We start from the raw sequence: 26,522 nt of genomic DNA on the forward strand, positions 1-26,522 counted from the left end.
AGCATGAAGCCCCCCTCAAGATGAGATTTCCCAACTTCGGTTATAAGATCCCTCAAAGATGATGAGGTTAATAGGTTCGAGGTGGAAGCGTGGTGACACGTGGAGCTGACGAATACTAATCGATCGAAGACTTAATCAATTTTATGTTTTGCGACGCAAAATCACTTTACTTACTATCTAGTTTTGAATGTATAATACATTCCATTTGTCTGGTGACAATGGCAAGGAGGTCACACCTGTTCCCATGCCGAACACAGAAGTTAAGCTCCTTAGCGCCGATGGTAGTCGGACTAACGTTCCGCTAGAGTAGGACGTTGCCAGGCAAATGATAGGATGCGATGAGCCGCATTGAGACCGTAAGGTCTCTTTTTTTTATACATAAAAAGTGAAGTGCTTTAAATCATCAATGAAGAGCGGGGCCCTAACATAGAGGATTTTGGTAGAAAATTCAACAAGCAATGCAAGTTGGGGTAAAGAACGCTACGAGCTTAGTCGAGCTAAGTGAGTAAGAGAGAGACGAAAAAGAAGAAGAATGCGAGCGTTTATCTCGAGTTGAGAAAGCTCCTTAGCGCCGATGGTAGCAGACTAACGTTCTAAAGCAAAACAGCGATTTATAATCGCATTGTTTTACTTACTTAATAGCTTTAGCTATTAAGTACAACTATATATGCCAGGCAAATGATAGGATGCGATGAGCCGCATTGAGACCATAAGGTCTCTTTTTTTATGCCTAAAAAGAAAAGTACTTTAAATCATCAACTAGTGAATCATAAACTTAATAGAGTATAATGCCAATGGAAGTCGAGCAATAAAACGTTGCTTAACTTCCTTTTTTATTATGAAATGATTTACATTTAACATAAAATTCAATAATATCGTACTAAAGGAGTGCTATAGAGATGATTATACGAGCTTTAGAAAAAACAGATTTACAGTATTTACATAACTTGAATAACGAGTATTCAATTATGTCTTATTGGTTTGAGGAACCCTATCAATCATTAAGTGAACTAGAATCACTTTACCAAAAGCATATTTTAGATGAATCTGAAAGACGTTTTGTAATTGAAGAAAACCAACAATCTATCGGTGTTGTTGAGTTATTGGAAATTAATTTTATACATAGAACATGCGAGGTGTTAATTATAGTAGATCCTCAATTTGCGAATAGAGGGTACGCTAAAAAAGCGTTTAAGATGGCAATAGATTATGCATTTTTAGTACTTAATATGCACAAGGTATATCTCTATGTAGATGTTAAAAATGAAAAAGCAGTGCACATATATAAAAGTAACAACTTTGAAATTGAAGGTGAATTAAAAGAGCACTTTTATACAAGGGGCGAATATAGAGATTGTTATGTCATGGGATTGTTAAAAAGAAATTGGGTCAACCAACAAGATGATGATTTATCTCATATAAGATAATCGAATAAATTAATTATAGTGAAAAGAGTGATGATTTGAATCAACCTATTTCCAATCAATTAAAAAATTTAATATCACACCAAAGTATTTCAATGCATGTTCCTGGACATAAAAATATGACAATTGGTCTATTAAAAAACTTAGATTTTAAAATGGATATGACTGAAATAAGTGGATTAGATGATTTACATCATCCAGAAGAAATTATTTTAGATAGCATGGCGGAATTCAATAAACATCAAGATTATAATGCTTATCTATTAGTTAATGGTACAACGTCAGGTATTTTGTCTGTAATACAAGCATTAGCGTATCAAAATGGTGAATATTTAATACCTAGAAACGTACATAAATCTGTTTTTCATGGATTAGAGTTAGCCCATCAAAAAGCTAAATTTACAAAAATGAAAGTAAGTTCGACATCACATCATTACTTGTCTCCACAGGTACAAGATTTAGACTTAAATAATCAGAAATTAGCTATTATGACATATCCTAATTACTATGGTGAAACTTATGATATCCAATCTGACATTGAGCTTCTACATTCAAAACATATTCCAGTATTAATTGATGAAGCACATGGCGCTCATTTCGATTTGAAAGGTTTTCCAACTTCTTCTTTAAATTATGGAGCGGATTATGTAGTCCAGTCATATCATAAAACATTACCAGCACTAACGATGGGATCAATACTTTATATACATAAAGATGCGCCACATAAAGAAGAAATCAAACAATATTTATCATATTTTCAAACATCTAGTCCTTCATATCTTGTTATGGCAAGTTTAGAAATGGCACATACATTTTATGAAGAATATCAAAGTGATATCTTTTTTGAAAAGAGGAAATTATTACTGAGCTCTCTAGAGAATAAAGGATTCATTGTAAATGATGTTGATGATCCATTGAAAATGTTGATTACATATCCTGGTTATTCTGGATATGACATACAAAACTGGTTTGAAAAGGAACATATTTACGTAGAATTAGCCGATGATTACCAAGTTTTATTTGTATTACCACTATGGCATCAAGGAGACGAATATCCATTTAATATATTATTAGAAAAAATAAACAGTATGTTATTACCCGATATTAAGCAAGTGAGCCAATTTTATCCTGAACTTATGACTGAATGCGGAGAGTTTGTCCCTACATTTTATAATGATGTTAAATGGATAGATATTAATGATTCATTAGAATACCGTTTAGCACGTCACATAATTCCATATCCACCAGGGGTTCCGATTTTGTTTAAAGGAGAAAAAATTACTGGAAATATGATAAAATTGATGAATCAATATCAACAATCAAATATGAAAGTTGAAGGTATAAAAGATAATCAAATTTTAATTAAGGATGAATAAAAATGTCAGCATTTATAACATTTGAAGGGCCAGAAGGTTCAGGTAAAACTACAGTTATAAAAGAAGTAGCAAAAAAGTTGGCTCAAACTTACGATGTTATTTCAACTCGTGAACCAGGTGGCGTACCAACGGGTGAAGAGATAAGAAAAGTCGTGCTAGAAGGCAACCACATGGATATTCGTACTGAAGCAATGCTTTTTGCAGCATCAAGACGTGAACATCTAGTAGAAAAAGTGATTCCAGCATTAAAAAATAAACAGATTGTTTTGTGTGATAGATATATCGATAGTTCATTAGCTTATCAAGGATTTGCTAGAGGTATTGGTATTGAAGAGGTAAAGTCTTTAAATGAATTCGCAATTAATGGATTATATCCAGATTTAACAATATATTTAGATGTTTCTGCCGAAGTAGGTCGTGAAAGAATTTTAAAAAACAGTAGAAGTCAAAATCGTTTGGATCAAGAAGATATTGATTTTCATGAAAAAGTGATTGAGGGCTATCATCAAATAATAGAAAATGAACCACAACGTTTTGTTCAAATAGACGCTGATCAACCTCTTGATGAAGTTGTTGCAGCTACATACAAATCTATCATCAAATATTTAAAATAATTGTGATATAATAATTGAAAGAGGTGTTATAAAAATGAAGATGATTATAGCAATCGTCCAAGACCAAGACAGCCAAGAACTTTCAGACCAACTTGTCAAAAATGATTTTAGAGCAACTAAATTAGCAACAACAGGTGGGTTTTTAAAAGCTGGAAATACGACGTTTTTATGTGGGGTCAATGATGACCGTGTAGACGACTTATTATCAGTGATTAATAATACATGTGGTAATAGAGAACAACTAGTATCACCAATTACACCAATGGGTGGTAGTGCAGATTCTTACATACCATATCCAGTAGAAGTTGAAGTTGGCGGTGCTACGGTATTTGTAATGCCTATTGAAGCATTCCATCAATTTTAAATCGAACTAATAAAATAGGGGGATGACTATTTACTTTTTATATCATCCCCGAATTAAGCATATGCAGATGATGTTGTGTTTTAATTTTATTTATTAGTTTCAACAAAAAGTATTTAACAATTTGAGACTGCTTTTTTAGCAGTCTTTTTATATAAGAAGATATAGGAGAGATATCTAAATGGATGAACAACAGCAATTAACCAATGCATATGATTCGAATAAATTATCGCATGCTTATCTTTTCGAAGGCGATGATGCACAATCTATGCAAAATGTTGCTATGAACTTTGCTAAGATGATTTTATGTAAAGATAATGAACAGTGCAAGGTTAAAGTTAGTACATTCAACCATCCTGATTTTTTGTATGTCTCTAGTGAAGAAAGTACTATAAAAAAGGAAGCCATCGAACAACTTGTTCATCATATGAATCAACTACCTATAGAAGGTGAGTATAAAGTTTATATTGTTGAAGATTTTGAAAAATTAACTGTTCAAGGTGAAAATAGTATATTAAAATTCTTGGAGGAACCACCTCAAAATACGATTGCAATATTATTATCTACAAAGCCGGAACAGATTTTAGATACTATACATTCAAGATGCCAACATGTTTATTTTAAACCTATTGATAAAGGACAATTCATTGATTATTTAGTTGAGCAGTCAATATCACGTCCAGTTGCTGAAATGTTCAGTACTTTCACGACTCAAGCAGAAACTGCATTCAATTTAAATGAAGAATATGATCTTATGAGTTTAAGAAAGAGTATCGTTAGATGGTGTGAATTATTATTATCAAATCGTTCAATGGCCTTGATTGGTATTATTGATTTATTGAAACAGGCTAAAAACCGTAAATTACAGTTATTAACGTTAGCTTCAGTGAATGGATTTTTTGAGGATATTATGCATGCAAAAGTAGAAATGAATAGTGAATATATATTTAGCGACCTAAGTGTTGAGATAGAAAAATATGCAAAACATTTAACATATAACCAACTTATATTGATGTACGATCAATTAACAGAAGCACATAAAAAGTTAAATCAAAATGTAAACCCAACACTTGTATTTGAACAAATAGTGATTAAAGGTGTGAGATAGATGCCAGATGTAATAGGAGTACAGTTTCAAAAGGCTGGGAAATTAGAATATTATGCGCCTAAGGATTTACAGATTAAAAAAGATGATTGGGTAGTAGTAGAATCTAAACGTGGTATAGAAATCGGATTGGTTAAAATGCCGACACGATCAGTTGATGAAGGTGATGTAACTCTTCCATTGAAAGAAGTTATGAGAGTAGCTTCACAACAAGATATAGACACATACTATAGTAATGCAGATGATGCCGAAGAGGCATTAGCATTATGTAAAGATGTAGTAAGTCAACAGGGATTGGATATGAGATTAGTAAACTGTGAATACACGTTAGATAAATCAAAAGTTATATTCAATTTCACTGCAGATGATCGTATTGATTTTAGAAAGTTAGTTAAAGTATTAGCACAAAATTTAAAAACGAGAATCGAATTAAGACAAATTGGAGTACGCGACGAAGCTAAATTATTAGGTGGCATAGGTCCGTGTGGTCGTTCTCTTTGTTGTTCTACATTTTTAGGAGATTTTGAACCAGTATCCATAAAAATGGCTAAAGATCAAAACTTATCGTTAAATCCCGCCAAAATATCTGGTGCATGTGGACGTTTAATGTGCTGTTTAAAATATGAGAATGACTATTATGAAGAAGCACGTGCCCAATTACCAGATGTAGGTGATTCAATTGAAACGCCAGATGGTAATGGCCAAGTTGTTGGATTGAATATTTTAGATATATCCATGCAAGTTAAAGTAGAAGGCATGGAGCAACCGTTAGAATATAAAATGGAAGAAATTGAAGCATTTAATTAAGGAGGTTTAACCACCTTTGAATCGGAATGAGTTGTTTGAAAAATTGATGCGCTTAGAAACAAATATGAATCAACTTAATGAGGATATGTCTGATTTAAAAGATTTAGCAGTAGCACTTGTTGAAGAAAATGTAGCGCTTCAAGTAGAAAATGATAATTTAAAACAATTAATGGATAAGAGTGAAAGTTCAAATTCAGAAACTGTTAACTCACACCAAACTAAAAATGTAAAAAAACCACTACCTAGTAAAGATAACTTAGCAATGTTATATAAAGAAGGATTTCATATTTGCAAAGGTGAGTTATTTGGTAAACATAGACATGGTGAAGATTGCTTATTATGTTTAAATGTATTAAGTGATTAAACATTTTTGATATTAGAAAGACGATAGGGATGTGTTATGAGTAGACAATGAATTACTACGATATAACAGCGTCCCTTTTTTAGGAGAAAGATAAATGCTAAAGGATAATGAGAGGTTAGATTCACTAATCAAAGAAAACTTAAAAATAATTCAAAATGATGATGTATTTTCCTTTTCAACTGATGCATTGTTACTAGGCGATTTTGCAGAAATTAGGAAAAAAGATAAAGTCATAGATATATGTTCAGGAAATGGCGTAATACCATTACTTCTATCATATAAAGGTAATCAACCTATTGAAGGCATTGAAATTCAACCACAACTTGTAGATATGGCTCAACGAAGTTTTAAATATAATCAACTAGACGATCGACTTTATATGCATCAAATGGATGTCAAAAGTGTATTCCAACATTTTAAACCATCTCAATATTCTGTTGTTACATGTAATCCACCATATTTTAAAGAAAATCAATTACATCAACATCAAAAGGAAGCTCATAAAATTGCTAGACATGAAATCTTATGTAAATTAGAAGATTGCTTAATGGCAGCTAGACATTTATTGAAACAAGGTGGCAGATTATATATGGTTCATAGAGCTGAAAGAATGATGGATGTTCTAACTGAAATGCGACGCGCAAATATTGAACCTAAACGTCTAACATTAGTTTATAGTAAATTGGATAGAGACGCTCAAACCATTTTAGTTGAAGGAAGAAAATCAGGAAATCAAGGTTTGGATATTACACCCCCATTTTATATTTATCAAAAGGATGGGATGTATTCAGAAGAAATGAAGGGTATATATTATGGATAAACATTTTGTTTATATTGTAAAATGTAAAGATGGAAGTCTATATACAGGGTATGCTAAAGATATAAAAGCACGTGTAGCGAAACATAATGAAGGTAAAGGTGCCAAATATACAAAAATAAGACGTCCGGTAGAGTTAGTTTATCAAGAAACATATTCGACCAAATCAGAAGCATTAAAACGTGAATATGAAATTAAGACCTTCACTAGACAAAAGAAATTAAGAATGATTAAAGAGGGATAATATGTCTACATTATATTTAGTCGGAACGCCAATAGGTAATTTAGCTGACATTACTTATCGTGCAATAGATACACTCCATCAAGTAGATTTAATTGCATGTGAAGATACAAGAGTTACACGTAAACTATGTAATCATTATGAGATTAAGACACCTTTGAAATCTTATCATGAACATAATAAAGATCAACAAACTGAATATATGATAGAACAATTATTATCAGGTTTGAATATAGCTTTAGTGTCTGATGCAGGGTTACCGCTAATCAGTGATCCTGGGTATGAATTAGTAGTTGAAGCACGAAAACAGAATATTAAAGTAGAAACCATACCAGGACCGAATGCTGGTTTAACGGCATTAATGGCAAGTGGATTACCATCTTTTACATATACATTTTTAGGCTTTTTACCTAGAAAAGACAAAGATAAAGTTAATATTCTTTCAGAACGTATGTATCAAAATAGTACACTTATTATATATGAATCTCCACACAGAGTGACAGATACATTAAAATCCATTGCTAAAGTTGATAACCATCGCCAAGTTTCACTAGGACGAGAGTTAACTAAAAAATTTGAGGAAATTGTTACAGCAGATGTGGAAACTTTATTGACTAAGGTGCAAAACAATGATATTCCATTAAAGGGAGAATTTGTAATCTTAATTGAGGGCGCTGAAGCTGAAATCTCAACATTATGGTTTGAAGATATGTCTGTCGAGGAACATGTGAATTATTATATAAAAGAAAAAAGTGTTAAAACCAAAGCAGCTATTAAAATGGTTGCAGAAGATCGACAAAGTAAAACAAGCGAAATTTATAATATTTATCATCATATTGGTTAAAAGTAGCTCAATATTAAAAAATAGATAGCACATATTATAAACGATTAAATAATAGAGAGTTTCAACACAATAATGCTTTAAATTATGGTATTGTAGTAAAGATAATATTAACCAATTGTTTAGTAACAAATATTTGAAATGAGTAAATAAACGTACTAACGGTACACAATTGAAAAGCAAAATAAATTTAGATATCATTTAATTTGTAAGAAACGAGGAGGACCATTGATGGCTAAAGATACATTTTATATAACAACACCAATTTATTATCCAAGTGGCAACTTGCATATAGGTCACGCATATTCTACTGTAGCAGGTGACGTAATTGCTAGATATAAAAGAATGCAAGGTTACGATGTTCGATATTTAACAGGTACTGACGAGCATGGTCAAAAAATTCAAGAAAAAGCACAAAAAGCCGGCAAAACAGAATTAGAATATTTAGATGAAATGATTGCCGGAATTAAAAACTTATGGGATAAATTAGAAATTTCTAATGATGATTTTATTCGAACTACTGAAGAACGCCACAAACAAGTCGTTGAAAAAGTATTTGAGCGTTTATTAAAACAAGGCGATATTTATCTTGGTGAATATGAAGGTTGGTATTCTGTACCAGATGAAACATATTATACAGAATCACAACTTGTTGAACCAGTATATGAAAACGGTAAAATTGTTGGCGGTAAAAGCCCGGATTCAGGTCATGAAGTAGAATTAGTTAAAGAAGAAAGTTATTTCTTCAATATTAAGAAATATACTGATCGATTACTAGAATTTTATGATCAAAATCCAGACTTTATTCAACCACCTTCAAGAAAGAATGAAATGATTAATAACTTTATTAAACCAGGGTTGGAAGACTTAGCGGTATCACGTACATCATTTAATTGGGGCGTAAGTGTGCCTTCAAATCCAAAACATGTGGTTTATGTATGGATTGATGCACTTGTAAACTATATTTCATCCCTAGGTTATTTATCAGATGATGAAACATTATTTAATAAATATTGGCCAGCTGATATACACTTAATGGCTAAAGAAATTGTAAGATTCCATTCAATTATATGGCCTATTTTACTAATGGCTTTAGACTTACCATTACCTAAAAAGGTATTTGCTCATGGTTGGATTCTAATGAAAGACGGTAAAATGAGTAAATCTAAAGGGAATGTCGTTGATCCTAACGTACTGATTGATCGCTATGGTCTAGATGCTACTCGTTATTATTTAATGAGAGAATTACCATTTGGTTCAGATGGCGTATTCACGCCAGAAGCATTTGTTGAAAGAACAAATTATGATTTAGCTAATGACTTAGGTAACTTAGTTAATCGTACTATTTCTATGATTAATAAATATTTCCAAGGAGAACTACCTGCATATCAAGGCCCTAAACATGAATTAGATGAAGATATGGAAGCAATGGCATTGGAAACAGTTAAAGAATTCCATGAAAATATGGATAGTTTACAATTCTCAGTTGCTTTATCAACAGTTTGGAAATTTATTAGTCGTACTAATAAATATATTGATGAAACAACGCCTTGGGTTTTAGCTAAAGATGAAAGTCAAAAAGACATGCTTGGTAATGTAATGGCACACTTAGTTGAAAATATTCGTTTTGCATCAGTATTATTACGTCCATTCATTACACATGCACCAAAAGAAATATTTAAACAATTAAATATCAATAATCCAGAACTAACTGAATTCTCTAGTTTAGAAACATACGGTGCATTAACTGAACCTATTACTGTTACAGCTAAACCAACACCAATTTTCCCAAGACTAGATACTGAAGCGGAAATTGCATATATTAAAGAATCAATGCAACCACCAAAATCAACAGAACAAGAATCAGTTCCAAGTAAAGATATTATTGATATTAAAGATTTTGATAAAGTAGAAATTAAAGCTGCAACAATTGTTGATGCAGAAAATGTTAAAAAATCAGATAAACTATTAAAAATTCAAATAGATTTAGATAATGAACAAAGACAAATAGTATCAGGTATTGCTAAATTTTATCGTCCAGAAGATATCATTGGTAAAAAAGTAGCAGTAGTTACTAATTTAAAACCAGCGAAATTAATGGGACAAAAATCAGAAGGTATGATTTTATCAGCTGAAAAAGATGGTGTCTTAACACTTATTAGCTTACCTAATGCTATTCCAAATGGTGCAATCGTTAAGTAAGATATTCTATTAAATAAGGGGGATAATCATGTTAATTGATACACACGTTCATTTAAATGATGAACAATATGATGAAGATTTAAAAGATGTCATTACTCGTGCTAGAGAAGATGGTGTTGATCGCATGTTCGTTGTAGGGTTTGATACACCTACAATTGAACGTACGATGGAGTTAATAGACCAATATGAATTCATCTATGGTATTATCGGTTGGCATCCTGTAGACGCAATTGATTGTACAGAAGAAAGATTAGAGTGGATTGAAAACTTAGCAAAACATCCGAAAATAATTGGTATTGGAGAAATGGGTCTAGATTATCATTGGGATAAATCACCTGCCGATGTTCAAAAAGAAGTATTTAGAAAGCAAATTGCTTTAGCTAAACGTGTGAAATTACCAATTATTATTCATAATCGTGAAGCGACACAAGATTGTGTGGATATTTTAATGGAAGAACACGCTGAAGAAGTTGGCGGTATTATGCATAGTTTTAGTGCATCACCAGAAATTGCTGATGTTGTTATCAATAAATTAAATTTCTACGTTTCATTAGGTGGTCCAGTGACATTTAAGAATGCAAAACAACCTAAAGAAGTAGCTCAACACGTGCCTATGGATCGACTATTAGTTGAAACGGATGCACCATATTTATCTCCTCATCCATACAGAGGTAAACGTAATGAACCACAACGCGTGACATTAGTAGCGCAACAAATTGCAGAATTACGCGATATGACTTATGAAGAAGTTTGTAAGCAAACAACTGAAAATGCTGAAAGATTATTTAAGTTAAATAAAGCATAATTGTTAAACTGAGAAAGGTATCATTTCATTGGATATCTTTCTCAGTTTTTATTAAATTAAGACTGAAGGCAGTGTGATTAATCATATTTTGTTAAAATATAAAGAGCTTACAGTTAATTATTTTTGAAGAAGGAATTAAAATATGAAAATAAATGAATTTATAGTAGTAGAAGGCAGGGACGACACACAACGTGTAAAATCTGCAGTTGAATGCGATACAATTGAAACAAATGGTAGCGCAGTAGATGAAGAGGTCATCGCTGTTATTAAACAAGCGCAAGAAACACGCGGTGTGATTATACTAACTGATCCAGATTTTCCTGGGGATAAAATTAGAAACACAATTAAGGACCGTGTCCCTGGAGTAAAACATGCTTATATTGATAGAGAAAAGGCTAAAAATAAAATAGGCAAAATAGGTGTTGAACATGCTCAAGTTGAGGATATAAGAGAGGCACTCATGTACGTAAGTTCTCCATTTGAAGAAGCTGAAGAATCTATTGATAAAAGTGTGCTCATAGAATTAGGACTAATTATAGGTAAGGATGCACGAAGAAGACGTGAAATCTTAGGCCGAAAATTACATATTGGACATTCGAATGGTAAACAATTATTAAAAAAATTAAATGCCTTTGGGTATAATGAAGATGATGTAAGACAAGCATTAAATGAAGATAAGGGAAGTGAATGATGATATGGATCATAAAGATATAGCAACGCCATCGCGAACAAGAGCATTATTAAATCAATATGGATTTGATTTTAAGAAAAGTTTAGGTCAAAACTTTCTTATCGATGTAAATATAATTAACAAAATTATTGATGCTAGTAATATTGATAAAAGTACAGGCATCATAGAGGTTGGACCTGGAATGGGTTCTCTGACAGAACAATTAGCGAAACATGCTAAGAAAGTCATGTCATTTGAAATTGATCATCGACTTATACCTGTACTCAAAGAGACGTTAGCGCCATATGATAATGTGACGATTATTAACGAAGATATTTTGAAAGCGGATATTGCATCGGCGGTTAGTGAACACTTAAACGATTGTGATAAAATTATGGTCGTTGCTAATTTACCATATTATATAACGACACCTATATTACTTAATTTAATGCAACAAGACATACCTATCGATGGATATGTTGTGATGATGCAAAAAGAAGTCGGCGAACGTTTGAATGCTGAAGTAGGTACTAAAGCATACGGTTCGTTATCTATTGTGACGCAATACTATACAGAAACAAGTAAAGTACTTACAGTTCCTAAAACAGTATTTATGCCACCACCCAATGTAGACTCTATTGTGGTTAAGTTAATGCAAAGAGAAACACCATTAGTAGATGTTGATGATGAAGAAGCATTCTTCAAGCTAGCAAAGGCCGCATTTGCACAACGTCGTAAAACGATTAATAATAATTATCAAAATTTCTTTAAAGATGGTAAACAGCATAAAGAAAGTATATTAAATTGGTTAGAAAAAGCTGGTATCGATCCTAGACGACGCGGAGAAACATTGTCAATTCAAGATTTTGCTATGTTATATAAAGAAATGGATAATTTTCCAGAATTAGTAAATTAAATTGTTGACAAAGCTTTCGTACCTTGATAAAATTTTAGTTTTATTTGACAAAAACGCTACAAACATGGTAATATAACACTTGTAGCGAGGTGGAGCAATATGCCAAAATCAATTTTGGACATCAAAAATTCTATTGATTGTCATTTAGGAAATCGTATTGTACTTAAAGCCAATGGTGGTCGTAAGAAAACAATCGAACGTTCTGGTGTGTTAAAAGAGACATACCCATCAGTATTTGTTGTTGAACTAGACCAAGATAAGCATAACTTCGAAAGAGTATCTTATACATACACTGATGTATTAACAGAGAACGTACAAGTTTCATTTGAAGAAGATAATCATCAAGAAGCAATTGCACACTAAATAGACATAATAATATAGTTGTAGTTATGACTACACTATCATTTTAAGTTTTATATCATATTAAGGTGAGTATTGAGCGAGATGTTCAATACTCTTTTTTTGTTTTAAATCTTAAAATACTTTCTTAAATTTTAAATAAGTGAAGATGAATTATTGATAATCATTGATTTAATTCATTTTTAATATATTCTAAGAATGATTGATATAATTATTTATGAAAAAAATGAACATTAACTATCAAATCTTTTAGTCCTTTATGTTAAAATCATCTTATTAAGATTACGAAGAGAGGGCGGAAAAATGATATATGAAACGGCACCTGCCAAAATAAATTTTACGCTCGATACACTTTTTAAAAGAGAAGATGGCTATCACGAGATTGAGATGATTATGACTACAGTTGATTTAAATGATCGACTTTCTTTTCAAAAGAGAAAAGATAACAAAATTGTGGTTGAAATCGAACATAATTTTGTAACCGATGATCATAAGAATTTAGCATATAAAGCTGCTGAATTAATGACAAGAACATATGATTTGAAACAAGGCGTGACAATTACGATTGATAAAGATATTCCGGTATCAGCTGGCTTAGCAGGTGGTTCAGCAGATGCAGCTGCCACTATGAGAGGTATGAATCGTTTATATAATTTAAATATATCTTTGGATGAACTGTGTACATTAGGTAACAAAATTGGAACTGATGTTTCATTTTGTATATATAACAAGACTGCTTATTGTACTGGTCGAGGTGAAAAGGTGTCATTTTTAAACAAACCACCTTCTGCCTGGGTTGTATTAGCAAAGCCGAATATTGGCATTTCTTCACCAGATGTATTTAAAGCGTTGGATTTAAATTATAGTCATGAAGTATATACTCAAGATTGTATAGAAGCGTTAAAATTTTCGGACTATGACAAGTTATGTGCCAGTTTATCTAATAGATTAGAACCTATTTCGATGGAGATGCACCCAGAAATTAAAAAGATAAAAGAAAATATGTTGCAATGTGGTGCAGACGGAGCTTTGATGAGTGGTAGTGGACCAACAGTTTATGGTTTAGCACAAAAAGAAAGCCAAGCCAAAAATATTTATAATGCTGTAAACGGATGTTGTAACGAAGTATATTTAGTTAGATTATTAGGATAGAAGGGTTGAAATGATGAGGTATAAAAGAAGTGAACGAATTGTGTTTATGACACAATATTTGATGAACCACCCGAATAAATTGATTCCTTTAACATTTTTCGTAGATAAGTTTGAACAGGCAAAATCTTCAATTAGTGAGGATGTACAAATTATTAAAAGTACATTTCAAAAAGAAGCATTGGGAACAGTTACGACTACAGCAGGAGCAAGTGGAGGCGTAACATATAAACCGATGATGAGTAAGGAAGAAGCGACTGAAGTTGTAAATGAAGTTATTTCATTACTAGATGAGAAAGATAGATTGTTGCCAGGCGGTTATTTATTCTTATCAGACTTAGTCGGAAACCCTACATTATTAAATAAGGTAGGTAAATTGATAGCGAGTATTTATATGAACGAACAACTAGATGCTGTAGTCACGATTGCTACGAAAGGTATATCGCTTGCTAATGCAGTAGCAAACGTATTAAATTTACCTGTAGTAGTTATTAGAAAAGATAATAAAGTAACAGAAGGTTCTACAGTTTCTATCAATTATGTTTCAGGATCGTCTAGAAAAATAGAAACAATGGTATTATCTAAGCGTACATTAGCTGAAAATTCTAATGTACTTGTCGTCGATGATTTTATGAGAGCAGGTGGCTCAATCAACGGTGTTATGAATTTAATGAATGAGTTTAAAGCACACGTAAAAGGGGTATCAGTACTCGTAGAATCGAAAGAAGTAAAACAAAGGTTAATAGAAGATTATACTTCCTTGGTAAGACTATCAGATGTTGACGAATATAATCAGGAATTTAAAGTAGAACCAGGCAATAGCTTGTCTAAATTTTCTTAAAGGAGCGAATTACATCATGGAAATAATTAACACAAATAAAGCACCAGAAGCATTAGGACCTTATTCACATGCTACAGTAGTAAATGGACTTGTTTATACATCAGGTCAAATCCCACTTAATTTAGAGGGAGAAATTGTCAGTGATGATGTAAAAGAACAAACTAAACAAGTTTTAGAAAATTTATCTGTGGTACTTAAAGAAGCAGGTTCAGATTTAGATAATGTTGTTAAAACAACTATTTTTATTTCTGATATGAATAATTTCCAATATATAAATGAGGTATATGGAAGTTATTTCGATAAACATCAACCAGCACGTAGCTGTGTAGAAGTAGCTAGACTACCTAAAGATGTTAAAGTAGAAATAGAATTAATTAGTAAAGTTAAATAAAGGATATAATTTTCTTTTGAGCAATTGTCAAGCTTCTAATAAAACAAAGATATACTAGGGGGGCTCACTACATGAAAGTGACAGATGTTAGACTTAGAAAAATAGATACAGATGGTAGAATGAAGGCGCTTGTTTCTATCACATTAGACGAGGCGTTTGTAATCCATGACTTACGTGTGATTGAAGGAAACTCAGGTCTTTTTGTCGCAATGCCAAGTAAACGTACACCAGATGGTGAATTCCGCGACATCGCGCATCCAATTAACTCAGAAATGAGACAAGAAATTCAAGATGCAGTGATGAAAGTATATGATGAAACTGATGAAGTCATTCCTGATAAAAATGCAACATCAGATGAATCTGACGAAGCTTAAATATAAACATATTTTACAGAGTCAACATATTATACTATGTTGACTCTGTTTTTGTTTTTAGGACTACTTTTAAAATATAACATTTACTTTCAAGTATATTTTGTCCCTCTTCATTAAATGTTTTAATCATTTGAACTTACTTAAAAATTTAAGCATTAAAATCAACACCATAACAACTAACATTAAGTAAATTATTCATGGTTTTGTAAGTGAATAGCACATAATAAGTATTTCATCTAAATAGGTTATATGTTGAAAGAGTGATAGCGGTTAAATTATAATAGTAGAGAAGTGTATATTTTATGGAGGGTTAGCATTCATGCAAAGACATGCGATAATATTGGCAGCAGGCAAGGGCACAAGAATGAAATCAAAAAAATATAAAGTGCTACATGAAATTGCTGGCAAATCAATGATTGAACATGTAGTTAATAATGTTCAACAATCAGGCGTGAACCAGCTTATAACAATCGTTGGACACGGTGCTGAAAGTGTGAAAGAAACATTAGGTAATCAATCATTGTATAGCTATCAAGATCAACAACTTGGTACAGCACATGCAGTGAAAATGGCAGAAGAACATTTAAGAAATAACGAGGGTACAACATTGGTTGTGTGTGGAGATACACCACTTATCACAGCTGAAACACTAAAATCTTTAATCGAACAACATGAATCATCCCAATCCAAAGCTACTGTTTTAACAGCTACAGCTAATGACCCAAAAGGTTATGGAAGAGTAATTAAAGATAACGAAGGGCAATTATTGCGAATCGTAGAGGAAAAAGACGCTAACAACGAAGAAAAAGCAATTACTGAAATTAGTTCAGGTATCTTTGCATTTGATAATAAAACCTTATTTGAAAAATTAGATCAAGTTAAGAATGATAATGTGCAACAAGAATATTATCTACCTGACGTCATTTCTTTAATTATTAAAGATAATGGTAAAGCAAGTACATATCATACAGATGACTTTGAAGAAATTATTGGCGTAAATGATAGAGTCATGCTAAGTCAAGCTGAGAAAGCATTACAAAAGCGCTTAAATCTATTTCATATGAGAAATGGAGTTACAATTATTGATCCAGCAAGTACGTTTATTGGACCTGATGTAAAAATAGGTATGGATACAATAATTGAACCCGGTGTCAGAATTAATGGTAAAACTGTAATTGGTGAAGAAGTTAAGATTGGTCAATATTCAGAAATTAATGACAGTGTCATTGATTCTTATGCAAATATTAAACAATCAGTCATCAATGAGTCTCAAGTAGGCAAATATACGAATGTAGGCCCATTTGCACAATTAAGACCAGGTTCTCAATTAGGTGCAGAAGTTAAAGTAGGTAACTTTGTAGAAGTGAAAAAAGCTGAACTTAAAGATGGTTCTAAAGTGTCACATCTAAGTTATATTGGCGATGCCGAAATAGGCGAACGTACGAATATCGGTTGTGGTTCTATTACCGTTAATTACGATGGCGTGAATAAATTTAAAACGATTATTGGAAAAGATGCCTTTATCGGTTGTAACACCAATTTAGTTGCTCCAGTAACAGTAGGTGATCATTCGTTAATAGCTGCTGGTTCAACGATAACTGATGATATTCCAAATGAAAGTTTAGCATTAGCGAGAGCAAGACAAGTAAATAAAGAGGGCTATTTAAACAACGATAAGAAATAATTGAAATGAATATGTAAACATAGGATTTAGACTTTTGTCATAGTAATCAAGTTTATTTTTCTATATAATAGTAGATGTGTAAGTAAATAATTGGAGGACTATAAATGTTAAATAATGAATATAAGAATTCATCGCTAAAGATTTTTTCACTTAAAGGTAATGAACCTTTAGCACAGGAAGTAGCAGACCATGTAGGTATTGAATTAGGAAAATGTTCTGTAAAACGTTTCAGTGATGGAGAAATTCAAATCAATATAGAAGAAAGTATCCGTGGTTGTGATGTTTTTATTATCCAACCTACTTCATACCCAGTTAATCTACATCTAATGGAATTACTTATTATGATTGATGCTTGTAAACGTGCATCGGCGGCAAATATTAACATCGTAGTACCTTATTACGGTTATGCTCGTCAAGATAGAAAAGCACGTAGTCGTGAACCTATTACTGCTAAATTAGTAGCAAACTTAATCGAAACTGCAGGAGCAAATCGCATGATTGCATTAGATTTACATGCGCCACAAATCCAAGGTTTCTTTGATATTCCAATTGATCATTTAATGGGTGTACCTATTTTAGCGCAACATTTCCAAAATGATCCTGCTATTAATCCAGAAGAATGTGTTGTTGTTTCACCTGACCATGGTGGTGTAACGAGAGCACGTAAATTGGCAGACATTTTAAAAACTCCAATTGCTATTATTGATAAACGTCGTCCAAAACCAAATGTGGCTGAAGTAATGAACATTGTGGGCGATATTGAAGGAAGAACAGCCATCATTATTGATGATATTATTGATACAGCAGGTACAATTACTTTAGCAGCTCAATCACTTAAAGATAAAGGTGCTAAAGAAGTATATGCATGTTGTACACACCCTGTATTATCAGGTCCAGCTAAAGAACGTATCGAAAATTCAGCAATTAAAGAATTAATCGTTACGAACTCAATTCAATTAGAAGAAAGTCGTAAACCAACAAATACGAAAGAACTTTCAGTTGCAGGTTTAATTAGTAAAGCTATTATTCGTGTATATGAAAGAGAATCAGTTAGTGTATTATTCGACTAAAATTGTTAAATGCGTTTGACGAAAATGTTTTAAGCGTGTATAATACATTCGTTCGTGATTATACGAATAAATAAACACTTACAAGCAACGATTGATGTTGATGGGTAAGTGAGGAGCTCATTAAAAGAGCGAAAGATGAAAGGTGGAAATAGAATGACTTCATTAAAGTCAATCATCCGTCAAGGTAAACAAACTCGTTCTGACCTTAAACAACTTAGAAATGCTGGTAAAGTACCTGCAGTTGTATATGGTTACGGAACAAAAAATACTTCAGTTAAAGTTGATGAAGTTGAATTTATCAAAGTTATCCGTGAAGTAGGACGTAACGGCGTTATCGAATTAGGTGTTGGTTCTAAATCAATCAAAGTAATGGTATCAGATTACCAATACGATCCATTGAAAAACCAAATCACTCATATCGACTTCTTAGCTATTAACATGACTGAAGAACGTACTGTAGAAGTACCAGTTCAATTAGTTGGTGAAGCAGTAGGCGCTAAAGAAGGCAGCGTAGTTGAACAACCATTATTCGACTTACAAGTAACTGCTACTCCAGATAATATCCCAGAAGCAATCGAAGTTGATATCACTGAATTAAATATCAACGATAGCTATTCTGTAGCTGACATTAAAGTTTCTGGTGACTTCACTATCGAAAACGATCCTGAAGAATCTATCGTAACAGTAGTTCCTCCAACAGATGAACCTACTGAAGAAGAAGTAGAAGCTATGGAAGGCGAAGCAGCTACTGAAGAACCAGAACGCGTTGGCGAAGAAAATGACGACAACGAAGAAGAAGAAAATAAAGAAGAAGAATAAGATTATTATCAATTATAATATCTTATAAAGATTCTTAACTTTATTGACGAGCACTATGCTTATACTAATAAGCATAGTGCTTTTTGTGTTATTATAGGGAATGATTATAAAATTGTGGTATTGATAAATGATATAAAGATTAACTTACGATTGGTTATTTTAATCGGAGACAATATATCATTTGAAGAATAGTCACTAAATGATAAACATTAATTTTGGAGGTAACGACATATGAAATGTATTGTAGGTCTTGGAAATATTGGTAAACGATTTGAACTTACAAGACACAATATTGGCTTCGAAGTCATTGACTATATTTTAGAGCGTCATGGATTTAAATTAGATAAGCAAAAATTTAAAGGTGTATACACTATTGAAAGAATGAATGGTGACAAAGTTTTACTTATTGAACCAATGACAATGATGAATTTATCCGGTGAGGCAGTAGCCCCGTTAATGGATTATTATAATGTAGATGTAGAAGATCTTATTGTATTATATGATGACTTAGATTTAGATCAAGGACATGTGCGTTTGCGTCAAAAAGGCAGCGCTGGTGGTCACAATGGTATGAAGTCTATTATTAAAATGCTAGGTACTGATCAATTTAAAAGAATTCGTATAGGTGTTGGTCGACCTACGAATGGTATGTCTGTTCCTGATTATGTATTACAACGCTTTTCAAAAGAAGAAATGATGACAATGGAGAAAGTCATTGAACATTCAGCAAATGCAGTGGAAGCATTTATAGAAACATCTAGATTTGATAATGTCATGAATGAATATAATGGTGAAATCAATTGAGACAAGTCATTTCTAACTATATAAAAGAAGATAAGCGTTTTCAGGAATTAGACCAAGTGTTTGGCCAAGATAATATTTTAGTTACTGGCCTATCCCCTTCAGCTAAAGCTACATTGATTGCTGAAAAATATTTATCAGACCATAAACAAATGTTATTAGTGACTAATAACTTATATCAAGCAGATAAAATCGAAGCAGATATTTTACAATACGTCAGTGATGAAGAAATTTATAAATATCCAGTCCAAGATATCATGACGGAAGAATTTTCTACGCAAAGCCCTCAGCTCATGAGTGAACGTGTTAGAACCCTAACAGCACTGGCTCATGGAAAGAAAGGGTTATTTATCGTCCCATTAAATGGATTGAAAAAATGGTTAACGCCGGTAGAAATGTGGCGCAATCATCAAATGACATTGAATGTTGGAGATGATATTGAAGTTGATGATTTCTTAAATAAATTAGTCAATATGGGATATCGAAGAGAAAGTGTGGTTTCGCATATTGGGGAATTTTCTCTTAGAGGAGGAATCATTGATATTTATCCTCTAATTGGAGCGCCCGTCCGAATAGAACTATTTGATACAGAAATTGATTCTATTAGAGATTTTGATGTTGAAACTCAGAGATCTAATGATAATTTAGAAAGTATAGAAATCACGACAGCGAGTGATTATATTATTACAGATGAGGTCATCAATCATTTACAAACTCATTTAAAAGAAGCGTATGAAGAAACAAGACCTAAAATAGAAAAATCTGTACGAAATGATTTGAAAGAAACATATGAAAGTTTCAAACTCTTTGAATCTACATTTTTTGACCATCAATTGTTAAGAAGATTAGTGGCATTTATGTATGAACAACCATCTACTATTATTGATTATTTTTCTAAGGATGTAGTCATTGCAGTTGACGAATATAATCGTATTAAAGAAACAGAAGAAACTTTGACTACTGAAGTTGATGATTTTATAAGCAACTTAATCGAAAGTGGTAATGGTTTTATTGGTCAAAGTTTTATGCAGTATGATGGCTTTGAAAATCTTCTACAAGATAATCCGGTTGCTTACTTTACTTTATTTACGTCATCTATGCCTGTTGAATTAGAACATATTATTAAGTTTTCATGTAAGCCAGTTCAACAGTTTTATGGTCAATATGATATTATGCGTTCTGAATTCCAAAGATTTATTCAAAATGAATATGCTGTTATCGTTCTTGTTGAGACAGAAACAAAAGTAGAACGCATACAATCTATGTTGAACGAAATGCATATTCCTGTAGTGACAAATATTGATCAAGCTTCGACAAGTGGTCAAGCTGTTGTCTTAGAAGGTAGCTTATCAGAAGGTTTTGAATTACCTTATATGCAATTAGTTGTGATAACTGAAAGAGAATTATTTAAAACAAAACAGAAAAAGCAACGTAAACGTACGAAAACAATGTCTAATGCTGAAAAAATTAAGTCCTATCAGGATTTAAATGTAGGAGACTATGTCGTCCATGTCCACCACGGTGTAGGACGATATTTAGGCGTAGAAACGCTAGAAGTTGGAGAACAACATAGAGACTATATTAAGTTACAGTACAAGGGCACCGATCAATTATTCGTTCCTGTAGATCAAATGGATCAAGTACAAAAATATGTTGCTTCTGAAGATAAATCGCCACGTTTAAACAAACTTGGTGGCACAGAGTGGAAAAAAACTAAAGCAAAAGTTCAACAAAGTGTTGAGGATATTGCAGACGAATTAATCGATTTATATAAACAAAGAGAAATGTCTGTAGGTTACCAATTTGGCCCAGACACTGCAGAACAATCTACTTTCGAATTGGACTTCCCATATGAACTGACACCCGATCAAAGTAAATCTATTGAAGAAATTAAAGGTGACATGGAAAGAGAACGTCCAATGGATCGCTTATTATGTGGCGATGTAGGTTACGGTAAGACAGAAGTTGCTGTACGAGCTGCATTTAAAGCAGTTATGGAAGGTAAACAAGTTGCATTTTTAGTACCAACTACTATATTAGCGCAACAACACTATGAAACATTAATAGAACGTATGCAAGATTTCCCTGTAGAAATTCAATTAATTAGTCGTTTCCGTTCTACAAAAGAGGTAAAAGAAACAAAAGAAGGACTGAAATCTGGTTACGTAGATATTGTTGTCGGTACCCATAAATTACTTGGAAAAGATATACACTATAAAGATTTAGGATTGCTTATTGTCGATGAAGAACAACGCTTTGGTGTACGTCATAAAGAGAGAATTAAAACATTGAAAAATAATGTGGATGTGTTAACACTTACAGCTACGCCAATACCTAGAACATTGCATATGAGTATGCTTGGTGTACGTGACTTATCTGTTATTGAAACACCACCTGAAAATCGTTTTCCAGTACAGACGTATGTATTAGAACAAAATACGAATTTTATTAAAGAAGCGTTAGAAAGAGAATTATCTCGTGATGGACAAGTATTTTATTTATATAACAAAGTTCAATCAATATATGAAAAGAGAGAACAACTTCAAATGTTGATGCCTGATGCAAATATCGCTGTTGCACACGGTCAAATGACAGAACGAGATTTAGAAGAAACGATGTTGAGTTTTATTAATCACGAATATGATATTTTGGTAACGACTACGATTATCGAAACAGGTGTAGATGTTCCGAATGCCAATACATTAATTATTGAAGAAGCGGATCGATTTGGTCTAAGTCAATTATATCAATTGCGTGGACGTGTAGGACGTTCAAGTAGAATTGGTTATGCTTACTTCCTTCACCCTACAAACAAAGTATTAACTGAAACAGCTGAAGAAAGATTACAAGCTATTAAAGAATTTACTGAACTAGGTTCAGGATTCAAGATTGCTATGCGTGATTTAAATATTCGTGGTGCCGGTAATTTACTTGGTAAGCAGCAACATGGATTTATAGATTCTGTCGGCTTTGATTTATACTCTCAAATGCTTGAAGAAGCAGTTAATGAAAAACGAGGTATTAAAGAAGAAACACCAGATACACCTGAAGTAGAAGTTGAACTCAACTTAGACGCCTATTTACCAGCAGAATACATTCAAAATGAACAAGCTAAAATTGAAATTTATAAGAAACTACGAAAAGTGGAATCAGAAGAACAACTTATGGATATCAAAGATGAATTAATCGATCGTTTTAATGAATATCCAGTAGAAGTTGAACGTTTATTAGATATTGTAGAAATCAAAACGCATGCTTTACATGCAGGTATTACAAAAATTAAAGATTTAGGTAAACAAATTCAAATTTTATTATCAGAGAAATCTACTACTGATATAGATGGCGAAGCATTATTTAAAAATACTCAACCACTTGGTAGATCAATGAAAGTTGGCGTTGAGAATGGCACAATGAAAGTGACACTTACTAAGTCTAAGCAATGGTTAGATAACTTAAAATTCTTAGTTAAATGTATTGAAGAAAGTATGAGTATTCAAGATGAAGCATAAACCCGCATTTAATGGTGTAGTGATACTAACGATTGCATTAATTGTTATTAAAATTTTAAGTGCGATTTATAGAATACCTTATCAAAATATACTTGGTGATGAAGGTTTATATGCATATCAACAAATACACCCCATTGTAGCGCTAGGTATGATTTTGTCTATGAATGCCATTCCAAGTGCTGTGACACAAAATTTAAGAAAAGACCAACATGAACAATACTTTTCAAAAGTATTATTAGTAATACAAAGTGTAGGTTTTGTAATTTGTATTGTGATTTTTAGTAGTGCAAACATGATTTCTAAATTAATGGGTGATGTACATTTAACACCGATGATTAGAATGGCAAGCTTTAGTTTTATTTTTGTAGGTGTATTAGGTGTCCTAAGAGGATATTTTCAATCAAAACAAGAAATGAATATACCCGCCATTTCCCAGGTTATAGAACAATTAATTCGAGTATGTTTAATCATGATAGCTATATTGTTATTTGTGAAACAACATTGGTCTATATATCAAGCTGGAACATTAGCAATTATTGCGTCATCTATAGGATTTTTAGGTTCGACATTGTATTTATTAGCTAAACGACCATTTAAATTAAATTTGAATAATGATAAAGAAAAAATCCGCTGGAAAAACTTACTCATTGCTATACTTATTTTTGCATTAAGTCAGTTGATTGTTATTTTATGGCAAGTAGCAGACAGTTTTACTGTTATTCATACGCTTAAAACAACAGGATTAACGTTTATAGAAGCGATTAAACAAAAAGGTGTATATGATAGAGGTGCTTCATTTATACAAATGGGATTAATTGTTACAACGACATTTAGTTTTGTCTTAATTCCATTATTAACTGATGCAATTCAAAAGAAGCAATCTATACAAATGAACCGATATGCTAACGCCTCATTAAAAATAACTGTCTTAATTAGTTCGGCAGCAGGTGTAGGTCTAATTAATGTTTTACCGCTAATGAATCAAGTGTTTTTTAAGACGGATAGTCAAACAAGCACGTTATGTGTTTATATGCTAACAGTAATTGGTGTATCATTAATCATGATGGATATAGCTTTACTACAAGTAATTAATAATACGAAGCCTATTTTAATTGGGTTTATAAGCGGATTATTAATGAAGATTATATTGAATGTTATTTTTATTCATCAATTACAAATATTAGGTGCAAGTATAAGTACAGTATTATCATTAATTATTTTTTGCGCTATATTACATTGGGCAGTCTTAAAATCCTATCATTTTAGTCAAATGGGTAAATTTATTATTAAATTAGTGGTCGGGCTGTTTATAATGTCAGTTGTAGTCCAAATAATAATGTTTGTATTACCATCTAATGGTCGTGTAATTGGATTAATATCTTTAATGATTAGTGCATTGATTGGCGTAGGTGTGTTTATGATATATGTCGGTATTTTTAATGTACTAAGTTATAGAGAACTTAAATTTTTACCTTTAGGAGATAAGCTATATCATTTTAAGAGAGGAAGACGTTAATGACACAAACTATTACTATTATTGGTTTAGGAAACTATGGTATAGAAGATTTGCCATTAGGTATATATCGTTTTATACAAAAACAACCTAAGATATATGCACGTACACTTGAACATCCAGTTATTGAGGACCTTAAAAATGAAATAGAATTTGAAGGTTTCGATGATATTTATGAAAATAATGACCAATTTGAAAAAGTGTATGACGAAATTGTTAAACAATTGATTGATAAAGCACAACAATCAGACATTGTTTATGCAGTTCCAGGGCATCCACGTGTGGCAGAAACGACTACTATGAAATTAATGGAGTATCATGCACAAAATAACGATATAGATGTAAAAGTACTAGGTGGTAAAAGTTTCATCGATGACGTATTTGAAGCTGTGAATGTTGATCCTAATGATGGTTTCACACTACTTGATGCTACATCTTTAAAAGAAGTGCAACTAAATGTGCGTACAAATACACTTATTACGCAAGTTTATAGTGAAATGGTAGCAGCAGATATTAAGCTAACTTTAATGGAAAGATATCCAGATGAACATGAGGTAGCAATTGTGACAGGTGCACGTACTGGTGAAGCACAAGTGACGCAATGTGCATTATATGAACTTGATCATTTTGAAGATGCGTTTAATAACTTAACTAGTGTTTTTGTCCCTCAAGTTATAGAATCAGAGGCACTTTATAATGACTTTGATTTTGCAGAGCAGACGATTGATTTATTAGTTGATGATGAAAAAGGTTGCCCTTGGGACAAAGTTCAAACACATCAAACGCTTAAACGTTATTTACTAGAAGAAACGTTTGAGTTATTTGAAGCTATCGATAATGAAGATGATTGGCACATGGTAGAAGAACTTGGAGATATACTGTTACAAGTGTTACTGCATACAAGCATTGGTAAAAAAGAAGGCTATTTTGATGTTAAAGAAGTGATTGCCAGCTTAAATGCTAAAATGATTCGTCGACATCCTCATATATTTAGTGATGCATCAGCAGAATCAATTGATGATTTAAAATCAATTTGGGCGACGGCTAAATCCAAGGAAGGCAAACAACCACGTGTGAAATTTGAGAAAGTATTTGCAGACCATTTCATGTCATTGTATGATAAAACAAAAAATAAAGATTTTGATGAAGTGGCTCTTAAACAATATTTAGAGCAAGGAGAGAATCATTAATGAGATTAGATAAATTTTTAAAAGTATCTAGATTAATTAAACGTCGTACATTGGCTAAAGAAATTAGTGATCAAAGACGTATTACAATTAATGGCAATGTAGCAAAAGCAGGAACAGATGTTAAAGTTGGGGATGTATTAGTTATTCGTTTCGGACAGAAACTTGTGACTGTTAATGTTACAGGATTAAATGAGCATGCTTCTAAAGAGAATGCTAAAGGTATGTACGAATTAGTTAAAGAAGAGCGTATTAATGAATCTGAATAAACAAAGAGAGGT

General features: G+C 32.3%; 27 protein-coding genes and 2 rRNA genes. All 29 read left to right on the plus strand.

The genetic code is table 11. From position 1 onward, the window contains the following. Nucleotides 1–139, plus strand: a 23S ribosomal RNA gene (locus tag N524_RS0108255); the annotation flags it as partial. 69 nt (nt 140–208) lie between these two features. Further along, a 5S ribosomal RNA gene (gene rrf / locus N524_RS0108260) occupies nt 209–323 on the plus strand. A 576-nt stretch (nt 324–899) separates the two neighbouring features. After that, the gene (locus tag N524_RS0108265) at nt 900–1,427 is read left to right on the plus strand and encodes a GNAT family N-acetyltransferase (protein WP_017638159.1); all 528 of its coding nucleotides are present in this window, start codon (nt 900–902) and stop codon (nt 1,425–1,427) included. Between the two features lie 35 nt (nt 1,428–1,462). After that, nucleotides 1,463–2,800: an aminotransferase class V-fold PLP-dependent enzyme gene (locus N524_RS0108270; RefSeq protein WP_029056242.1), complete on the plus strand. Its 1,338-nt coding sequence runs from the start codon at nt 1,463–1,465 to the stop codon at nt 2,798–2,800. Between the two features lie 2 nt (nt 2,801–2,802). Further along, nucleotides 2,803–3,414 carry a dTMP kinase gene (tmk, locus tag N524_RS0108275; protein ID WP_029056243.1) on the plus strand — a complete coding sequence of 204 codons (612 nt, stop codon included), beginning with the start codon at nt 2,803–2,805 and terminating at the stop codon, nt 3,412–3,414. 34 nt (nt 3,415–3,448) lie between these two features. After that, nucleotides 3,449–3,778 carry a cyclic-di-AMP receptor gene (locus tag N524_RS0108280; protein ID WP_002451717.1) on the plus strand — a complete coding sequence of 110 codons (330 nt, stop codon included), beginning with the start codon at nt 3,449–3,451 and terminating at the stop codon, nt 3,776–3,778. A 178-nt stretch (nt 3,779–3,956) separates the two neighbouring features. Further along, nucleotides 3,957–4,883, plus strand: coding sequence for a DNA polymerase III subunit (locus N524_RS0108285; protein WP_029056244.1), 927 nt, complete (start codon nt 3,957–3,959; stop codon nt 4,881–4,883). Next, nucleotides 4,884–5,687: a PSP1 domain-containing protein gene (locus N524_RS0108290; protein ID WP_017638154.1), complete on the plus strand. Its 804-nt coding sequence runs from the start codon at nt 4,884–4,886 to the stop codon at nt 5,685–5,687. A 16-nt stretch (nt 5,688–5,703) separates the two neighbouring features. Then, nucleotides 5,704–6,051: a DNA replication initiation control protein YabA gene (yabA, locus tag N524_RS0108295; protein WP_017638153.1), complete on the plus strand. Its 348-nt coding sequence runs from the start codon at nt 5,704–5,706 to the stop codon at nt 6,049–6,051. A 94-nt stretch (nt 6,052–6,145) separates the two neighbouring features. After that, nucleotides 6,146–6,871, plus strand: a complete 726-nt coding sequence (locus N524_RS0108300; protein ID WP_017638152.1) for a tRNA1(Val) (adenine(37)-N6)-methyltransferase — start codon at nt 6,146–6,148, stop codon at nt 6,869–6,871. Continuing rightward, complete coding sequence (locus N524_RS0108305; RefSeq protein WP_017638151.1) at nt 6,864–7,112, plus strand: GIY-YIG nuclease family protein; 249 nt, start codon at nt 6,864–6,866, stop codon at nt 7,110–7,112. The genes N524_RS0108300 and N524_RS0108305 overlap by 8 nt, the downstream gene beginning before the upstream one ends. A gap of 1 nt (nt 7,113) precedes the next feature. Beyond that, nucleotides 7,114–7,953 carry a 16S rRNA (cytidine(1402)-2'-O)-methyltransferase gene (gene rsmI / locus N524_RS0108310; RefSeq protein ID WP_029056245.1) on the plus strand — a complete coding sequence of 280 codons (840 nt, stop codon included), beginning with the start codon at nt 7,114–7,116 and terminating at the stop codon, nt 7,951–7,953. Between the two features lie 228 nt (nt 7,954–8,181). Beyond that, entirely contained in the window at nt 8,182–10,152 is a 1,971-nt protein-coding gene (metG, locus tag N524_RS0108315; RefSeq protein WP_017638149.1) for a methionine--tRNA ligase, read from the plus strand. Nucleotides 10,153–10,180: 28 nt separating this feature from the next. Continuing rightward, the gene (locus tag N524_RS0108320; protein WP_017638148.1) at nt 10,181–10,957 is read left to right on the plus strand and encodes a TatD family hydrolase; all 777 of its coding nucleotides are present in this window, start codon (nt 10,181–10,183) and stop codon (nt 10,955–10,957) included. 142 nt (nt 10,958–11,099) lie between these two features. Next, complete coding sequence (rnmV, locus tag N524_RS0108325) at nt 11,100–11,648, plus strand: ribonuclease M5 (RefSeq protein WP_029056246.1); 549 nt, start codon at nt 11,100–11,102, stop codon at nt 11,646–11,648. 4 nt (nt 11,649–11,652) lie between these two features. Continuing rightward, a complete protein-coding gene (rsmA, locus tag N524_RS0108330) occupies nt 11,653–12,543 on the plus strand; it encodes a 16S rRNA (adenine(1518)-N(6)/adenine(1519)-N(6))-dimethyltransferase RsmA (RefSeq protein WP_017638146.1) in 891 nt (296 codons plus the stop codon). A 99-nt stretch (nt 12,544–12,642) separates the two neighbouring features. Beyond that, nucleotides 12,643–12,906: a biofilm formation stimulator Veg gene (gene veg, locus N524_RS0108335; RefSeq protein ID WP_002451728.1), complete on the plus strand. Its 264-nt coding sequence runs from the start codon at nt 12,643–12,645 to the stop codon at nt 12,904–12,906. 300 nt (nt 12,907–13,206) lie between these two features. Further along, nucleotides 13,207–14,055 (plus strand): 4-(cytidine 5'-diphospho)-2-C-methyl-D-erythritol kinase, encoded by an 849-nt coding sequence (gene ispE, locus N524_RS0108340; protein ID WP_017638145.1) that lies wholly within the window; start codon nt 13,207–13,209, stop codon nt 14,053–14,055. 13 nt (nt 14,056–14,068) lie between these two features. Beyond that, nucleotides 14,069–14,893 carry a pur operon repressor gene (gene purR, locus N524_RS0108345; RefSeq protein ID WP_026083525.1) on the plus strand — a complete coding sequence of 275 codons (825 nt, stop codon included), beginning with the start codon at nt 14,069–14,071 and terminating at the stop codon, nt 14,891–14,893. 16 nt (nt 14,894–14,909) lie between these two features. Next, complete coding sequence (locus N524_RS0108350; protein ID WP_017638143.1) at nt 14,910–15,284, plus strand: RidA family protein; 375 nt, start codon at nt 14,910–14,912, stop codon at nt 15,282–15,284. A gap of 71 nt (nt 15,285–15,355) precedes the next feature. Then, on the plus strand, nt 15,356–15,658 hold the full coding sequence (gene spoVG / locus N524_RS0108355; protein WP_029056247.1) for a septation regulator SpoVG: 303 nt from the start codon (nt 15,356–15,358) through the stop codon (nt 15,656–15,658). Between the two features lie 319 nt (nt 15,659–15,977). Further along, on the plus strand, nt 15,978–17,342 hold the full coding sequence (gene glmU / locus N524_RS0108360) for a bifunctional UDP-N-acetylglucosamine diphosphorylase/glucosamine-1-phosphate N-acetyltransferase GlmU (RefSeq protein ID WP_017638141.1): 1,365 nt from the start codon (nt 15,978–15,980) through the stop codon (nt 17,340–17,342). A gap of 104 nt (nt 17,343–17,446) precedes the next feature. Beyond that, the gene (locus N524_RS0108365) at nt 17,447–18,412 is read left to right on the plus strand and encodes a ribose-phosphate diphosphokinase (RefSeq protein WP_017638140.1); all 966 of its coding nucleotides are present in this window, start codon (nt 17,447–17,449) and stop codon (nt 18,410–18,412) included. A gap of 153 nt (nt 18,413–18,565) precedes the next feature. Further along, nucleotides 18,566–19,231 carry a 50S ribosomal protein L25/general stress protein Ctc gene (locus N524_RS0108370; RefSeq protein ID WP_029056248.1) on the plus strand — a complete coding sequence of 222 codons (666 nt, stop codon included), beginning with the start codon at nt 18,566–18,568 and terminating at the stop codon, nt 19,229–19,231. Between the two features lie 231 nt (nt 19,232–19,462). Continuing rightward, nucleotides 19,463–20,035: an aminoacyl-tRNA hydrolase gene (gene pth, locus N524_RS0108375; protein ID WP_017638138.1), complete on the plus strand. Its 573-nt coding sequence runs from the start codon at nt 19,463–19,465 to the stop codon at nt 20,033–20,035. Further along, nucleotides 20,032–23,541, plus strand: a complete 3,510-nt coding sequence (gene mfd, locus N524_RS0108380) for a transcription-repair coupling factor (protein ID WP_017638137.1) — start codon at nt 20,032–20,034, stop codon at nt 23,539–23,541. The genes pth and mfd overlap by 4 nt, the downstream gene beginning before the upstream one ends. Beyond that, the gene (locus N524_RS0108385; RefSeq protein ID WP_029056249.1) at nt 23,531–25,057 is read left to right on the plus strand and encodes a polysaccharide biosynthesis protein; all 1,527 of its coding nucleotides are present in this window, start codon (nt 23,531–23,533) and stop codon (nt 25,055–25,057) included. Before mfd ends, N524_RS0108385 begins: the two co-directional genes overlap by 11 nt. Then, a complete protein-coding gene (locus N524_RS0108390) occupies nt 25,057–26,244 on the plus strand; it encodes a MazG nucleotide pyrophosphohydrolase domain-containing protein (RefSeq protein ID WP_029056250.1) in 1,188 nt (395 codons plus the stop codon). Before N524_RS0108385 ends, N524_RS0108390 begins: the two co-directional genes overlap by 1 nt. Then, nucleotides 26,244–26,510: an RNA-binding S4 domain-containing protein gene (locus tag N524_RS0108395; protein ID WP_017638134.1), complete on the plus strand. Its 267-nt coding sequence runs from the start codon at nt 26,244–26,246 to the stop codon at nt 26,508–26,510. The genes N524_RS0108390 and N524_RS0108395 overlap by 1 nt, the downstream gene beginning before the upstream one ends. Nucleotides 26,511–26,522: the final 12 nt, after the last annotated feature.

It is taken from the genome of Staphylococcus sp. URHA0057, from assembly GCF_000620265.1.
In the GTDB taxonomy this organism is placed as follows: domain Bacteria; phylum Bacillota; class Bacilli; order Staphylococcales; family Staphylococcaceae; genus Staphylococcus; species Staphylococcus pasteuri.

What these genes read in the sequence shown, in the direction of transcription:
- purR (WP_026083525.1), top strand. Translation starts at nt 14,069, where the DNA reads ATGAGGTATAAAAGAAGTGAACGAATTGTGTTTATGACACAATATTTG.
- glmU (WP_017638141.1), top strand. Translation starts at nt 15,978, where the DNA reads ATGCAAAGACATGCGATAATATTGGCAGCAGGCAAGGGCACAAGAATG.
- metG (WP_017638149.1), top strand. Translation starts at nt 8,182, where the DNA reads ATGGCTAAAGATACATTTTATATAACAACACCAATTTATTATCCAAGT.
- tmk (WP_029056243.1), top strand. Translation starts at nt 2,803, where the DNA reads ATGTCAGCATTTATAACATTTGAAGGGCCAGAAGGTTCAGGTAAAACT.
- N524_RS0108390 (WP_029056250.1), top strand. Translation starts at nt 25,057, where the DNA reads ATGACACAAACTATTACTATTATTGGTTTAGGAAACTATGGTATAGAA.
- N524_RS0108365 (WP_017638140.1), top strand. Translation starts at nt 17,447, where the DNA reads ATGTTAAATAATGAATATAAGAATTCATCGCTAAAGATTTTTTCACTT.
- ispE (WP_017638145.1), top strand. Translation starts at nt 13,207, where the DNA reads ATGATATATGAAACGGCACCTGCCAAAATAAATTTTACGCTCGATACA.
- pth (WP_017638138.1), top strand. Translation starts at nt 19,463, where the DNA reads ATGAAATGTATTGTAGGTCTTGGAAATATTGGTAAACGATTTGAACTT.
- N524_RS0108285 (WP_029056244.1), top strand. Translation starts at nt 3,957, where the DNA reads ATGGATGAACAACAGCAATTAACCAATGCATATGATTCGAATAAATTA.
- N524_RS0108300 (WP_017638152.1), top strand. Translation starts at nt 6,146, where the DNA reads ATGCTAAAGGATAATGAGAGGTTAGATTCACTAATCAAAGAAAACTTA.
- veg (WP_002451728.1), top strand. Translation starts at nt 12,643, where the DNA reads ATGCCAAAATCAATTTTGGACATCAAAAATTCTATTGATTGTCATTTA.
- N524_RS0108320 (WP_017638148.1), top strand. Translation starts at nt 10,181, where the DNA reads ATGTTAATTGATACACACGTTCATTTAAATGATGAACAATATGATGAA.
- N524_RS0108370 (WP_029056248.1), top strand. Translation starts at nt 18,566, where the DNA reads ATGACTTCATTAAAGTCAATCATCCGTCAAGGTAAACAAACTCGTTCT.
- rnmV (WP_029056246.1), top strand. Translation starts at nt 11,100, where the DNA reads ATGAAAATAAATGAATTTATAGTAGTAGAAGGCAGGGACGACACACAA.
- N524_RS0108395 (WP_017638134.1), top strand. Translation starts at nt 26,244, where the DNA reads ATGAGATTAGATAAATTTTTAAAAGTATCTAGATTAATTAAACGTCGT.
- N524_RS0108280 (WP_002451717.1), top strand. Translation starts at nt 3,449, where the DNA reads ATGAAGATGATTATAGCAATCGTCCAAGACCAAGACAGCCAAGAACTT.
- N524_RS0108265 (WP_017638159.1), top strand. Translation starts at nt 900, where the DNA reads ATGATTATACGAGCTTTAGAAAAAACAGATTTACAGTATTTACATAAC.
- N524_RS0108385 (WP_029056249.1), top strand. Translation starts at nt 23,531, where the DNA reads ATGAAGCATAAACCCGCATTTAATGGTGTAGTGATACTAACGATTGCA.
- rsmA (WP_017638146.1), top strand. Translation starts at nt 11,653, where the DNA reads ATGGATCATAAAGATATAGCAACGCCATCGCGAACAAGAGCATTATTA.
- N524_RS0108305 (WP_017638151.1), top strand. Translation starts at nt 6,864, where the DNA reads ATGGATAAACATTTTGTTTATATTGTAAAATGTAAAGATGGAAGTCTA.
- rsmI (WP_029056245.1), top strand. Translation starts at nt 7,114, where the DNA reads ATGTCTACATTATATTTAGTCGGAACGCCAATAGGTAATTTAGCTGAC.
- spoVG (WP_029056247.1), top strand. Translation starts at nt 15,356, where the DNA reads ATGAAAGTGACAGATGTTAGACTTAGAAAAATAGATACAGATGGTAGA.
- N524_RS0108290 (WP_017638154.1), top strand. Translation starts at nt 4,884, where the DNA reads ATGCCAGATGTAATAGGAGTACAGTTTCAAAAGGCTGGGAAATTAGAA.
- N524_RS0108350 (WP_017638143.1), top strand. Translation starts at nt 14,910, where the DNA reads ATGGAAATAATTAACACAAATAAAGCACCAGAAGCATTAGGACCTTAT.